Annotated in this window: 15 protein-coding genes, 2 pseudogenes and 1 riboswitch; of the genes and pseudogenes, 4 read left to right on the forward strand and 13 right to left on the reverse strand. The window is 31.5% G+C overall.

Going from position 1 to position 14,714, the window contains the following annotated elements; translation table 11 throughout:
- Positions 1–21 precede the first annotated feature (21 nt).
- The 6 genes and pseudogenes from K8M07_RS05850 to K8M07_RS12640 form a co-directional block, all read right to left on the reverse strand.
- Complete coding sequence (locus K8M07_RS05850) at positions 22–600, reverse strand: dipicolinate synthase subunit B (protein WP_223376966.1); 579 nt, start codon at positions 598–600, stop codon at positions 22–24.
- A gap of 2 nt (positions 601–602) precedes the next feature.
- The gene (gene dpsA, locus K8M07_RS05855; protein ID WP_223376967.1) at positions 603–1,433 is read right to left on the reverse strand and encodes a dipicolinate synthase subunit DpsA; all 831 of its coding nucleotides are present in this window, start codon (positions 1,431–1,433) and stop codon (positions 603–605) included.
- Positions 1,434–1,490: 57 nt separating this feature from the next.
- Entirely contained in the window at positions 1,491–1,628 is a 138-nt protein-coding gene (locus K8M07_RS05860; RefSeq protein ID WP_317845476.1) for a YjbQ family protein, read from the reverse strand.
- A gap of 1 nt (position 1,629) precedes the next feature.
- Positions 1,630–1,926, reverse strand: a pseudogene (locus tag K8M07_RS12840) (MATE family efflux transporter); the annotation flags it as partial.
- 17 nt (positions 1,927–1,943) lie between these two features.
- Positions 1,944–2,306: an MATE family efflux transporter gene (locus K8M07_RS12845; RefSeq protein ID WP_411741958.1), complete on the reverse strand. Its 363-nt coding sequence runs from the start codon at positions 2,304–2,306 to the stop codon at positions 1,944–1,946.
- A 39-nt stretch (positions 2,307–2,345) separates the two neighbouring features.
- Positions 2,346–2,878 (reverse strand): annotated as a pseudogene (locus K8M07_RS12640) (MATE family efflux transporter); the annotation flags it as partial.
- Between the two features lie 394 nt (positions 2,879–3,272).
- On the opposite strand from K8M07_RS12640, the gene K8M07_RS05870 reads away from it, so the two are divergent.
- Positions 3,273–3,497 (forward strand): DUF896 domain-containing protein, encoded by a 225-nt coding sequence (locus K8M07_RS05870; protein WP_223376968.1) that lies wholly within the window; start codon positions 3,273–3,275, stop codon positions 3,495–3,497.
- A 118-nt stretch (positions 3,498–3,615) separates the two neighbouring features.
- On the opposite strand, the gene K8M07_RS05875 is transcribed toward K8M07_RS05870, so the two are convergent.
- From K8M07_RS05875 to K8M07_RS05900, 6 genes are all read right to left on the reverse strand, one after another.
- Positions 3,616–4,611 (reverse strand): ABC transporter ATP-binding protein, encoded by a 996-nt coding sequence (locus K8M07_RS05875; protein WP_223376969.1) that lies wholly within the window; start codon positions 4,609–4,611, stop codon positions 3,616–3,618.
- Entirely contained in the window at positions 4,612–5,595 is a 984-nt protein-coding gene (locus K8M07_RS05880; protein ID WP_223376970.1) for an ABC transporter ATP-binding protein, read from the reverse strand.
- Between the two features lie 14 nt (positions 5,596–5,609).
- Entirely contained in the window at positions 5,610–6,533 is a 924-nt protein-coding gene (locus K8M07_RS05885; RefSeq protein ID WP_223376971.1) for an ABC transporter permease, read from the reverse strand.
- Between the two features lie 15 nt (positions 6,534–6,548).
- Entirely contained in the window at positions 6,549–7,517 is a 969-nt protein-coding gene (locus K8M07_RS05890) for an ABC transporter permease (protein WP_223376972.1), read from the reverse strand.
- 73 nt (positions 7,518–7,590) lie between these two features.
- Entirely contained in the window at positions 7,591–9,246 is a 1,656-nt protein-coding gene (locus tag K8M07_RS05895; RefSeq protein ID WP_223376973.1) for an ABC transporter substrate-binding protein, read from the reverse strand.
- A 178-nt stretch (positions 9,247–9,424) separates the two neighbouring features.
- Positions 9,425–10,282, reverse strand: coding sequence for a MurR/RpiR family transcriptional regulator (locus tag K8M07_RS05900; protein WP_223376974.1), 858 nt, complete (start codon positions 10,280–10,282; stop codon positions 9,425–9,427).
- 219 nt (positions 10,283–10,501) lie between these two features.
- Here K8M07_RS05900 and K8M07_RS05905 point away from each other — a divergent pair, with 219 nt between their 5' ends.
- Positions 10,502–10,777: an asparaginase gene (locus tag K8M07_RS05905; protein WP_223376994.1), complete on the forward strand. Its 276-nt coding sequence runs from the start codon at positions 10,502–10,504 to the stop codon at positions 10,775–10,777.
- A gap of 48 nt (positions 10,778–10,825) precedes the next feature.
- Positions 10,826–10,935: riboswitch (TPP riboswitch) on the reverse strand.
- A gap of 83 nt (positions 10,936–11,018) precedes the next feature.
- Here K8M07_RS05905 and K8M07_RS05910 read toward each other — a convergent pair.
- A complete protein-coding gene (locus K8M07_RS05910) occupies positions 11,019–11,975 on the reverse strand; it encodes a metallophosphoesterase (RefSeq protein ID WP_223376975.1) in 957 nt (318 codons plus the stop codon).
- Between the two features lie 255 nt (positions 11,976–12,230).
- On the opposite strand from K8M07_RS05910, the gene arcA reads away from it, so the two are divergent.
- Both arcA and K8M07_RS05920 read left to right on the forward strand, forming a co-directional pair.
- Positions 12,231–13,454, forward strand: coding sequence for an arginine deiminase (gene arcA / locus K8M07_RS05915; RefSeq protein ID WP_223376976.1), 1,224 nt, complete (start codon positions 12,231–12,233; stop codon positions 13,452–13,454).
- 169 nt (positions 13,455–13,623) lie between these two features.
- Positions 13,624–14,244, forward strand: a complete 621-nt coding sequence (locus K8M07_RS05920) for a DUF6143 family protein (protein ID WP_223376977.1) — start codon at positions 13,624–13,626, stop codon at positions 14,242–14,244.
- Positions 14,245–14,714 lie beyond the last annotated feature (470 nt).

Here is a 14,714-nt window from a genome sequence, read left to right on the forward strand (position 1 = left end):
AGACCTTAATTGAGTCTCTGTTTATTCTAAAATCGGTTGAATTTGTTTTTCCAATAAAGCTTCCTTAATAGTTGGTTCAATCTTTTCAAAGTTTGCTATCATTGAATTAGGTTTCCCTGTTGGATTATCTTGTTTAAAAGGAACAAAATACACATTTTTCATGTTCAAAAGCATGCCTATGTTCTTAGCATTGGCTCCCAATGCATCATTAGTTGCAATAGCTAACACTAAAGGCTTCTGATTTCTTAAATGTGCTTTACATGCCATAGTTACTGGAGTATCTGTTATAGCGCTAGCTAATTTAGCTAATGTATTACCAGTACAAGGCACTACTATCATTATGTCTAACTTTAATTCAGGTCCAACAGGCTCTGCATCTACAATAGTTGAAATTAATTCCTTACCAGTTATTTTACTTAATTTGTTTTTCCATTCATCAGCTTCGCCAAATCTTGTGTTAATAGAATCTACATTATATGAGATTATTGGATATAAATCGGCTCCTTTACCAGCAAGTCTCTCTATCTCTGGAAATACATATTGAAAATTACAGAAGGATCCTGTTAATCCCAATCCTATTTTAATCCCTTCCAATGTCATCTTTATATACCCCTTTCTTCAATAATATTATATATGGTTTCCTTAATGACCATAGCAGCAGTTACTGGAGCAATCTTCCCTGGTAATCCTAAAGCATGAATTGTTTTTATTCCTAATTTATCTGCTACATCAAAATCAACTCCTCCCGGTTTTGAAGCTACATCAATTACCAAAGTTTCTTTCTTTATATGGCTTAATGTATCCTTGTTGAGTACCAGAGATGGAATTGTATTGAACACTACATCCATATCATGAATATGTCTATCCAATTCTCTAAGCAATATAGGTGTATACCTTAAACTTCTAATCCATGCCATATCACTATACTTTCTTGCTGCTACATAAACATTGGCTCCTATTCCATAGAGCATACTAGCCAAAGTTTTGCCTATCCTTCCAAATCCTAATACTAAAGCATTAGAACTATGTAAAGTTATAGGCATACGTTCTAATGCAATTTTAATAGCTCCTTCAGCCGTTGGAATAGCATTTAAAATCTGCATTTCTTCTCTCTTAAAATAATCAATAATAGTAATACCATATTCTTTTGCTTTTAGAATATGGTTGTCATTTATTTTCCCAGCTATAAAAGGCTGGTTGCTATCTATTTTCTCTAAAACTGTTTCTATTGATATTTTTTTATCGTGAAAATGTGCATTTAATGTTTTATTGTCATATGAAAGAGGCAGCGGTCCAATTATTATTTCAGAATTTCTAAAGTCTAAACCATGAATATGTGACTTTAACACATTGTGTCCATCCTTATCAAGAAGACTTGCTAGTTCTAAATTGCGTTCATCCCCTCCTAATACCATAAAATTCTTCTTTTTCATGTAATCCCTCCAATATGAAAAATATTGACGACTAATATATATACTATGTCAAAAAATTTATGGTGTTACATAAATTCCCTGCCAAGTTCCAAGCTTTAATTCCCCATTTTCGATTATAATACTACAGGATGAACCTGTTAGGGAAGCCTTTATATGTGCATGGGAATTACTTATCCTTTTAAATATCAATAACAAATTAATATATATCTACGTGCTTCCATTTTCCTTTTTTGAAAATATAATACGACATTAATCCAGAAATAAACGCAGATGCACTAATAGCAATCCATACTCCTGTAGATTGTAGATTCAACACAAGCGCTAAAACATAAGCAAGTGTAACTCTAATTATCAGCCAGGATATAAAAGTTACCCAAAATGGAACTTTCGTATATCTAGCTCCTTGCATAGTTCTAGATAAAGTAATTGTTACTGCATGTAAGGGCTCGGATATTCCAATTATTATAAGAAAAGTCCTTCCTATTTCTAAAACATCAGGATTTGCTTCATCTAAAAAAACTTAATAAAAGGTGTTGAAAAAACTGCAAATATAAATGCAAGACCTCCCATTAAACAAGCTGCTAATATAGCACAAGCTCTACCACTTCTTTCAGCACATTTCAACTTATCTGCGCCTATATTCATACCTGACAGTGTTGCTGCAGCAACTCCTACGGTTAATCCAGGCATTAATGCATACTGATTTAAATTAGTCCCTATAACATAGGATGGCACAGCCGCGTCTGCCCTAACTGTTCTTGCCAATATAGCAAATAATAAAAATCTACTTATATTTCTTGAAAGTCCTTGAAAAGCAGCAGGTATACCAATGTTTACAATCTGTTTTGATACACTCCAAATAGGTTTTATCATGTCTTTAAATTCAACTTTTATAACAAACTTTCCACTAAGTAGTGCACCCCATTCTAAAGCACTTCCTACAAGACGAGAAATACCTGAGCCTAAAGCTGCACCCATAACTCCCAGCTCAGGGAATATCCAAACACCATATATGAATAGATAATTTCCTATTATATTTACAATATTCATTATGATGTCTATTATTAGTGGCGTTTTTGTATCTCCAGCACCTTGAAATATGGCTCTACCAATAAAATGTAACAGAAAAAATGGCATACATAAAAAAAGACATTTATATACTGTTGTGCTAAGAGTAATACATTGTTACTAATACCTAAAAGCTGTAATATTGATTTATTAGTCAGAAGACCGAACGGAATCATGAAGGCCGCTCCTAAAAGACATAGAAAAAATGATTGTCCTGCACTAATGGACGTACTCTTCTTATCACCCTTGCCCATTGCACGAGAAACCATTGCAATAGTACCTGTAGATACTGCCATTACCGGCACCATTATTAACATAATAACATTCCTACCAGTCCCTACTGCAGAAATAGCATCTACTCCTATAGAGCTTACCATCTTTATATCTATTGTTCCAACAGATACCTGCAACAACGATTGTATAACAATAGGCCAAGCTAAATACACAGTATTAAAATACAAGTTGTCATTGTTTAGTAAAAATTCTGTCTTTTTGTCATGTACTTTGGTATTCAATTTAAGTCTCCCTTATCTAGCCACATTATAACATTTTGATACTGTAATATCTAGGAAGCCGAAATAATTATTTTATGATTTTAGTATCATATATATGTATGAGCAAATATTTTATATTAATACAAACCACTATATTTAGTAAAAGGCAAAAAACCTCTCTATATTTTTTACAACTAATGAAAATACCCATATATTGAATAATATTAGTCTTCATGTTAAAATCATATAAACAATTAATCTAGATTGGAGAGATTATATGAAAGACTTGATAAAGAGAATAAATGAACTTGCACATAAATCTAAAACCGTTGAATTAACAAAATCAGAAAAGGAAGAACAACAAAAATTACGACAACAATACTTGAACACATTCAGAAAAAATATGAAAAAGACTTTAATGAATGTTAAAGTTATGGATAAAGAAGGAAACGATGTTACTCCTGAGAAAGTAAAATATGAACAAAAAAAATATAATAATTAAGTAACAATACATTTAATCTTTCTATACACAACAAAAGCAGAAGATAAAATTTCTTCACTTCAAATCTTGCCTTCTGCTTCATTATATATTAAAATCTGGTGAATCCCATCCCTCAGATTTAGTATAGATGACACAATACAAAATGTCCATTTTCCACTTCCCTTTCTGTGGGCATCTTCTCCATACATATTTGTTTTGCATAAGGACACCTATCATGAAAATAGCATCCTGAAGGTAAATTGATAGAACTTGGTATTTCTCCCCTTATACCTTTAGAATTTTTTAGATTTGTACCAGACAACTTAGGTACAGAAGAAAATAAAGCTTTAGTATAAGGATGTAGAGGATTATCAAATATATTAACTTTGCTTCCCTTTTCTACAATCTTACCTAAATACATGACCCCAAGATCATCACTTATATGTTTCACTACTGAGAGATCATGGGCTATAAATAGGTAAGAAAAGTTATATTCCTTCTTTAAGTCCATTAATAGATTCAATATTTGTGCTTGAATAGAGACATCAAGAGCGGAAACTGGCTCATCTGCAATTATAAACTCTGGTTCAACTGCCAGTGCTCTAGCTATACCAATTCTTTGCCTTTGGCCTCCACTAAATTGGTGTGGATATCTTGTTGCTTGTTCAGGCCTTATCCCAACCTTTCCTAAAATATCCAAAGCTTTTTCCTTCGCTTCGCTTTTTGAAGCTGCAACTCCGTGAAATAACATAGGTTCAGTAATTATATTTAATACTTTTTGCTTGGAATTTAATGAAGCATATGGGTCTTGAAATATCATTTGCATTCTCTTTCTGTATTTAAGCATTTCTGTTCTAGTAAGGTCTGTTATATTTTCTCCCGCAAACTCAACAGTACCACCTTTAGGTTCGATAAGTTTAATTATTGTTCTTGCAGTTGTTGACTTTCCACATCCTGATTCACCAACTAAACTAAAGACCTTGCCCTTATCTACGCTAAACGATATATCATTTACGGCACGTACAATACGTTCTTCCTTTACAAACTTACCATTTTTAAATTTAATCTTACCTAAAATTCCTTTATCAAGTTCAAATCTTTGTTCTAAATTTTTTACTTTAAGAATCGTATTCATTTATTTCTCGCCCCCTTTTAATGGGAAATGACATGCAATATAGTGACTTTGACCAACTTGTTGAAGTTCTGGTTCTTCTTCCTTACATATTTGTTTACAATATCTACACCTTGGGGAAAAATTACATCCTTCAGGAAGATCAAACATATTAGGTACGATACCTGATATTGATTCCAACTTCTTTTTATCTTTATCAAGATCTGGAATAGAATTTATCAATCCTTCTGTATATGGATGCTTATACTCTTTTATAATATCTTTTGTGTTCCCTGTTTCAATGATTTTTCCGCAATACATAACATTTATTCTATCCGCTATTTCTGATATAACAGCTAAATCATGAGTAATAAGCATCAATGCACATCCATGTTCTTCTACAAGATTTTGCATAAGTTTTAATATTTGAGCTTGTATGGTAACATCTAGTGCTGTTGTAGGCTCATCTGCTATTATAAGTTTTGGGCTTGCAGCAAGAGCAGTAGCTATTACTACTCTTTGCCTCATACCCCCACTAAATTGATGAGGATAGCTTTTCATTCTGCTCTCAGGGTTTGAAATACCAACAGATTTTAATAATTCAATACATTTTTGTTTTCTTTGGCTTTTTGTTAAATCTTTCTCATGTAATAATAATACTTCTTCTATTTGTTTTCCTATTGTATATACTGGATTTAGTGATGTCATAGGATCTTGAAATATCATAGAAATATCTTTGCCTCTGACTTTATTCATTTGATTTTCTGATTTTTTCATTAAATTTTCACCGTTGTATATTATTTCTCCAGTTTCGATTTTACCAGGTTCTTCTATAAGACGTATCACTGAAAAACCTGTTACTGATTTTCCTCCTCCAGATTCTCCAACAACACCTAATATTTCTCCTTCATTTATATCAAAACTTACATCATCTACTGCTTTTACTGTTCCCTTAAATGTATGAAAATAAGTTCTTAAATTTCTCACTTCCAATATCTTTTTTGCCATTTCTTCACCCCTTTTTATTTCAATTTAGGATTTAATTCATCTCTTAAAAAATCACCTAATAAATTAATGCCAAAAACAATAAGCATAATATATAATCCAGGGAAAATTGTTACCCACCACATTCCACTATACAATACATCAAATCCGTTGCTACATAACATGCCTAGAGAAGGTCTAGTGATAGGAACTCCTAACCCTAAAAAACTTAATGTAGCTTCAGTAAGTATATTGCTACCTACTTGCATCGTTACTAATACTATGATAGATGTAAGAACATTTGGGAAAACATGCTTAAGTATAATCTTCAAGTTTGGCAACCCTATAACTTTAGTCGCTTCTATGTATTCCTGTTTTTTTACAGATAAAACTTCTCCCCTAACAGTTCTTGCAAATTTTACCCAACCTACTATAGTTAGAGTAATTAATATGTTAACTACACCTCTTCCCAATACGGACATTACAAACAAGGCGATTAACATAGTGGGAAATGAAAGCATAACATCTGCTATACGCATAATTAGTGCATCTACTTTTCCTCCAAAATAACCTGAGATAATACCTAACGCTATTCCTAATACACTAGATAATAATGTGGATACAATCCCTATAACCAATGAAACTCTACTCCCATAAACTATAGCACTGAACATATCCCTACCTTGCTGATCTGTTCCTAATATAAATGTTGATTCACCACCTTCAATCCATGCAGGAGGCGTATATGCATTATTTAATTCGATTTCGGACATATTATATGGATCTTGTATTGTAAATAATGGCCCGAATATTGCAATTAAGATAACTGAAATTATAATAATTGATCCAATAATTGCTAGAACTGACCTTTTATAGTTATAAAAAAACTCTGATTTTAAAAATAATTTCCATTTACTGTTCTTTGTCCCTATATTATTAATAGTTTGAGCTTCAGTTTTCATGTTATCACCTACCTTTTATTGATTTAAATCTATTCTAGGATCTATAATTGTATAAAGTATATCTACGACAAAGTTTATAAACACGAACATAACTGCAACAAACAATATGTATGCTGCAATAATGGGTCTGTCAGCACTATTTATTGCATCAATAAGTAATTTCCCCATCCCAGGCCATGCAAATATTGTTTCAGTTATTGTTGTAAATGCTATAAGTGAACCAAGCTGCAAACCAAATACTGTAACTACTGGTATTAAAGTATTTTTTAGAGCATGTCCAAACAATACTTTTCTTGTTGGAACACCTTTAGCTCGTGCAAATTTTACATAATCTTGTCTAATGCTTTCTTGCATTCCACCTCGGGTTAAACGGACTATTTGTGCTATATTACCTATTGCAAGTGTTATTGCAGGTAAGATTACGTGTTTCAACCCATCAATAGTTGCAAGACTAGTTTCAATACCTAAAAAAGTTCCCATCTCTCCTCTACCTGACACTGGAAGAACTCCCAAAGTTAAACTGAATAAAATTATCATTACCATACCAATCCAAAATGAGGGAAGTGATATTCCTGCTATGGATAATGTCATAACTATTTTACTAAAAAGTTTCTTTGAGTATGCTCCTGAAAACACTCCTAACGGAATACCTATAGTTATTGCCAGAAACATAGCAAGTAGAACAATCTCCAATGTAGCAGGAAACCTTTCCATTATTAAACCTAATGCCGATTGATGATACATATATGACATACCAAAATCACCTTGAAGAGCATTTCTGATAAATACACCGTATTGTACATAGATAGGTTTATCTAACCCAAGATATTCCTCAACGACTTTAATTTCTTCTTCCGTTGCATCTTCTCTAACCATCAGGTATACGGGATTTCCCATAACACTTGTGAATGCAAATATTAGTACGGATACTAAAAACAATACTAGAACTAGCTGAAATATCCTCTTTATAATATATTGAAACATCCTTTCACCTCCATGATTAATTAGAAATATAGTAAGAGAAAGAAATTCTTTCTCTTACCTATATTATTATTCTTTAGTTTGTAAATTCTATGTCCCAAGCATATATATAGTTATCTTTTCTTGGATGATATATTATACTATCATCATGAGCATATATATCATTTTGGAAGTGTAATGGAATATAGGATATATCATCTGCTGCAATCTTCCATACTTCTTGCATTATGCTATCTCTTTCTTCTGGATCAACTGTTGCTATTGCTCTATCGATTAGCTCATCAGTTTCAGGATTTTGATAGTAGCCTCTATTTACTCCACCGTAACCTTCTTTTATATAACCGTCTTGCGACATACTATAAACAAGGTCTAGCCCCATGAGAGCACTCTCTCCACCACTATCAGCCCATCCAGTCATACAGAAGTGAGTATTATCTCCCTCTCTATTAAGTCCAGCTATATAATTAAAGAATATAGATCGTGACATTAAGTTTAAGTTAACTTTAATACCAACCTTTTCTAAGTATCCAGCAACTGCAGTTGCAATTTCAGCATCATTTATATATCTATCATTGGAAGAATCCAAAGTGATTTCAAATCTATATCCATCATCTTGCCTTGGATATCCAGCTTCATCTAATAACTTTTCTGCCAGTTCAGCATCATAATCTAATCTTTTTATATCTGGATTGTATCCATTATATCCTTCTGGAATATAAGTTGCAGCAGGTGTAGCAAAACCATTCATTACATTTTCAATAATTTCATCTTCATTTATTGCACGATAGATAGCTTCTCTAACCTTTATATTCTTAAATGGATTTGAACCATCTGGAGATTTTAAAGGCATGTCCGCATCTGGGCTTGGATTGTCTGTCCATCCTGCTAAATTAAGATATATTACCCTTAAACTTGGTTGAGTTATAATATTAATACTATCATTTGATTCAAGTGATTCAACATCTCGTACTGGTACATCAGTTATGAAGTTAACCGCACCAGAAACCATATTTGCTGTACGTGTACTTGCATTAGTTATAGGCTTAAATACAACCTTCTCGGCTTCTGGTGATTCTCCCCAAAAATCTTCATTTCTTTCAAATATTATCTCGTCACCCCTTCTATGTTCTACAAACTTATATCTACCTGTTCCATTAGGATTTAGAGCAATCCATTCATCTGTTTGTCCTTCACAAGTTTCCTTATCCAAAATCATAAGGTCCTTTAGGTGTGCAAGAAGTAACGCATTTGGTTCATTACAAACAACTTCTATAGTATAATCATCAACTTTTTTATAGCTTTCCACTGTAGATAGACAATACTTAAATGCTGATACTTCTTCTAATGATCTATCAAATGAATAAATAACATCATCTGCTGTAAAATCATTTCCATTGTGGAATTTAACACCTTCTCTCAAGTAAAAAGTCCAAGTTAAAGCATCTTCTGACACTTCCCAATCTTCGGCAAGAGCAGGTTGTATTTCTAAATCCCTATTAGGTACTACAAGTTGATCATATAGATGATTGTTTATAGCATTAGTAATTGTTTCATTCAATACATATGGATCTAAAGATTGTGCATCTCCAGCTAATGCTATTACTACTTCTTTTGAACCATTTCCATCTGTTGTGTCAGAGTCACTACTAGTTTTAGTATCGCTACCACAGCCTGTTAGCAAAGAGACTAGTAGTACCATGACTAAAAAAATTACAGTTATTTTCCTTCTCATATTCATTCCTCCTCATATTTTTTTTAAAAAAAATACCACTTATGGGTATTTTAATGACTGTGTGTGATAATCTAAATAATAGACAAAATATTTTGATAATTTTACGTGGTCAAACGATTAAGAAATGTATGTAAAAGTAAAATAATTTTCCTTATCGAACAATAAATATGAAATATGCTCAGTTATTCTTTACCTGTTTTTTTAGTGAAGAACGAATCTGTTCTAACTTTTCTAGATACATCATTAAGTTATCTCTCATATTAAAGCTAATCATAACTAGCAATATCTCAATTAAACAAGTAGTAGCTGAAATAAAATTTAGGAAGACAAGCGAACTACTATTACATCTTAAAATATATTTTGAACCCTTGGCTATTGGAGATTCATCACTATCCGTTATAGAAATAAAGGTATAATTATTTTCAATTAGATATCTGCTAAGACCAATAACATTATGAGAATATTTGGGAAAAGATATTAAAATAAAACAATCTTCCTCTGTCGCCCTTGAAAAATCTAAACTTGCTGATATTATATCTCCCACTTTTACTATTCTACTATCGATGTTTATTAACTTTAATCTACTGTTAAGATACTCAGCAATAACTTCTGACATTCCCTGCCCACATATGTATACTTTTTTAGTCTTACTAATTACTTGTGATATTTCTTCAAGATCACCAATACTATTATCTTTAATGATTCTTTCATGATTAAATCTTTGTAATTTTATAGTGTTGTTGTAAGCATCATATGAATTTTTAATCTCCTTGAGTGACGATTTTACTTTAATTGGAACATCAAACTGTCTTGTAATTAACTCTTGAAAAAGTTTTTTTAACTCTGTAAAGGAATCTATGCCAATATTCTTACAAAAATTTAATATAGTCACTTCAGAAACATTAATCTCTTCACTAATTTCTTTTAAACTCATAAAACCGATTTTATCGCTATTATTTATAAGATATTGAGCAATAATCTTCTGTTTATTAGTTAAATGTTCCAAATTGTCAGATATAATACCAACAATTTCCAAATGCATCACTCCTTTTTTAAATATTACTATAATATTTTAATAAAGTCAACATATTTTTCAGAATTTTATATTTAATACTTTAATTTATAATCTTATATATATTTTATTTATTCACTATGTAAATTGCATTTTTAAAAGTATACTAGATAATATAAATTAGTTTAAATATTTAAACTTTTGAAATGAATAATAAAATTTATGATATAATGTGAAAATCGACTGTTTACTAAATCAGGTGTATCTGCATATTATGCCACTGGATTAAAAAAAAGAGGTATAGAAATAACATTTAAAATTGAAGATGAAAACTCCAAAATTATGCCAGCAATAATACTGGAAAGATTAAGAAAATTAGAAATTATAACAGATGATGAACTTAGAAAATTGGCAAAATATTATGTTATGAAGATTAGAAATCACAAGCAAGAAATAGTTGGTGAGACAAAATTAGAATTCAAACTGATAAAGAATACACCAGTTATGCAAAAATCATAGAAGGGGCTGTTTCAAAATAAAAAGCCCCTTATTAACATAATAAATACATTACAAATAGCCTATAATCCCTACAGTAGCATTATCTACATCAGGTTCCAAGGGTTTAGGACTTATAGTCCAATCTCAGCACATAAATATTGGCTCCCCAGAATAGAAAATTAAATAATTAAGTTTTTGCAATTCTATTATATCAATTTTTAATAATAAATTAATCATTTACTTTGCCAGCTGTACATGAATCTCACATAACTGAAGTCGTGGAAGTGTGTGTCGAATCTTCAATATTCTGTTCACTATATTTACTATTTTTATTAAAGTAATCTTTTAGCTTTCTTGGTCCTGACAGTATTTCTCTATCTATAAAAAGTGTGCCATCACTCTTTGTTTTAATACACCATTTTATTAGCATAATAAACCCATTTACAATTTCTATACCAGTTATACAACGGTGATGTACACAACTTCCATCGTTAAAATAAGCAGGTTCATCTACTCCAGGAAACATAGATCTATGATTATGTCCAGTAATAAGCAGATGTTTTTCCCTTATTACCCATTCTGTAAGTCTCCTAGCTACCCTATCTTTCTTCTTATAATTTTTAGCTGTTCTGATTGGATCATTTACACCAAATAGCTCAAGAGGCCTCCACAAATATCTAACAAAAAATCTGGATAACCTCCATAAACTATTATTTAATAATTCTACCTGATGTCCATGTGTTAGAAAAATCTTATTGTTTGTTCCTTTATAATTTAACACTAATCCTTCATGTATTTTTACATTTGGAAATAAAGGTACATATCCCTTTTTTCGTTCATCATAACATTGATATAAATTATTCTTTACAAACTTTTTATCCCTCTTCACCATATCATGATTCCCGAATATTAAATAGAGTCTATTCTCATTAAAAAATCTGGACATATTCCAAAATGTATCCTTATGAGCTTCATAAATATCAGAAAAACTTCTATTTTCCCATAACTCATCTCCATCTCCAATTTCAATATACGTATATCCCTTATTATAATAATAATCTAAGGCAGTAAAGAAAAGATTTTGATTCTTGAAAAAGTCATCCGCCCAGCTTCCATCTCCCCTATGGCAGTCACTCATCATGATAATTTTTGAAGAATCATCAATATAGATTTGTTCTGCTGATTGGAAAACTTTAGATATTCGCTTTAAGCCTAACATAAAGATTCACTCCATTAATATTATTTATACCATAATATTAATGAAAGACATTTTTGATTCATTAATCTTTTAGTTATATTAAGATCTCTCATATTATCTCCTTTTTCTATAGAAAGCATTAGATCTTACAAGGAGAGATATATCATGCCATGTGAACTTATAAAACAAGGTACTAAAATATTTTTTATTTAAGCATAATGAAAATTTAATAGGAAAAGACTATAGGTTAGAATACATATGGAAAGGATGAACAATATGTCTTCAAACCATAGCATATATATTTATAGTGAAATAGGAAAATTAAAATCAGTTTTACTTCATTGTCCAGGAAAGGAAGTAGAAAACATAGTCCCAGATTATTTGAGAAGACTTTTATTTGACGAAATTGTATATTTAGAACAAGCTCGTAGAGAGCATAATCAATTTGCCGACATTCTAAGAAACGAAGGAATAGAAGTTGTTTATCTCACAGATTTAATGGCAGATATTTTAGAAGATACAAAAGTCAGAGAAGAATTTTTAATGGAATTTATGTATGAAGGGAAAATTATTACAGAGGGGCTCCAAGAGGCCATAATAGAATTCTTTAATACTTATTCTCCAAAAGAGTTCGCAATAAAATGTATAGAAGGAGTTAGGAAAGAGGAGCTTAATCATATTAAACCTAAGTCTTTGGGTGATATGGTAAAAACCCCATATCCCTTTTATCTTGATCCAATACCTAATATGTACTTTCAAAGAGACCCCTTTGCATCTATAGGAAAAGGGATTTCCTTAAATGTAATGGCAAATGAAACCAGGAATAGAGAGACTATATTTGCAAAATATATTTTCAAATATCATCCTAAATTTAAAAATGTTCCTAGATGGTATAACAGAGATAAAACTCATTCAATTGAAGGTGGAGATATATTAGTTCTTTCTGATAAAGTTTTAGCTATAGGAATTAGTGATAGAACTGATCCAGTAGCCATTGAAAGAATAGCTCATAGTCTTTTAAATTCCGAGCAATGTTTTGAAACGGTTCTAGCTTTTGATATCCCGAAGGCAAGAGCGTATATGCATTTAGATACAGTATTTACTATGGTTGATTATGACCAGTTTACAATATATCCGGGAATCGAGGATCCTTTAGATGTATACAGCATTACAAGAGGAAAAAATAATGATATTAATATTAAATATGAGAGTAACAGCTTATCTAGTATATTGAAACAATACTTAAATCTACCATCAGTAAATTTAATAAGGTGTGGAGACGGTGATCGAATTGCAGCTAGCAGAGAACAGTGGAATGATGGAAGTAATACCCTTGCTATATCACCAGGAAAGGTTATTTGTTATAACCGTAATTATGTAACTAATAAAGCTCTAAGGAGAAATAATATAGAAGTATTAGAATTTGATTCCTACGAATTATCTAGAGGTCGTGGTGGACCAAGGTGTATGAGTATGCCGTTAATAAGAGAGGATTTATAAGCCCATTATTAACATCTTGGTTACAAAAATTATGTCTAAACAAGTTTTTTAAAGTGTTACATTTATGGGGACTTTATGAAAAAGTCAACAAAACTAAATATAACCATCAAACACTCCCTTTTAGAAAAAACATATAATAAAGTGAAATAGAGGAAAGGGGGTATATCTTATGTATAATTATTTTAATGAAAATTGCTATATGCAATATCCAAATCAAACTACCCATATATGTTCTAATCACCTTCAACCGTCAATAAATGAACCTTCATTAGGCTATACTGTTTCCGTACCAATTAACTTAGCTAAATCTTTGGAAGGAAAATACTTCGTCGGTTATGCTGATAATCTAGCATTTGGAAAAGGTACTAGCGCTTGGGCAAGACTATATAATCCTATAAATTCAGGAGTAAACTTACATGTAACAATCTGGACTGTTACAGATATATCCGAATCTGCCTTCCGAGCGCAAATTTGGTTTAACACTAATCCTCCTGGAACACCTCAGGAGTCCACACTAGTAACCCCTACAAACTTAGCACTTTGTCCTTTACCACGTGCTAAAATAAGACTTCAGTATGCAACAAATGTAGAAGGAAATCCATCAGGAGGGGTTAAAGCTTTTGTCCGCCGTGGACAGCCTGAAACTACATTGGTAGATGATGAACAAGGAAAATTTATATTTCCACCTGGAGGTTCTTTTCTCATCTTTTTATCTAACCCAGAAGCACCAGATTTATTAGTTTCAGGCAGAATTGCATTTGGTTGGTGGCAAGAACCTATATGTAAATGAGAATCACAAAACCAATAAAAATAATAGCGTTCTACTCTATCGTAGAACGTTTTTCTTTTAACTATGTTTAATTATTCAATGTAATAAATCATAGTTGACAAAATGAAAACAAATGAAATGTCAGTCTATATTTACTAACATATAACACCATACACTACAATATTGAATAACCTATAGTAGGAGGTGAACCAATATGCCTTGGCAAAGGACTATACAGTATTTGATAAATAAACCTGTAGGCGTCTCTCTAATTGACGGTACAGGTGTTTCAGGTGTATTATGTAGTATAACTAATAATGAAATATACTTGATGGAATATTTATATCATACTCAGTTTGCATTAAAACACTACCCCCTAAACCAAATCCGAGATGTACTTCCATTTCCACCATGTACAATTCCATCTCCACCACTTTACTAGCTTCACTAAATATGTGATTGTCTGAATGGAATGGATTGGCTTAAATATA

Source organism: Schnuerera sp. xch1 (assembly GCF_019931165.1).
Classification (GTDB): Bacteria; Bacillota; Clostridia; order Tissierellales; family Tepidimicrobiaceae; genus JAIOUP01.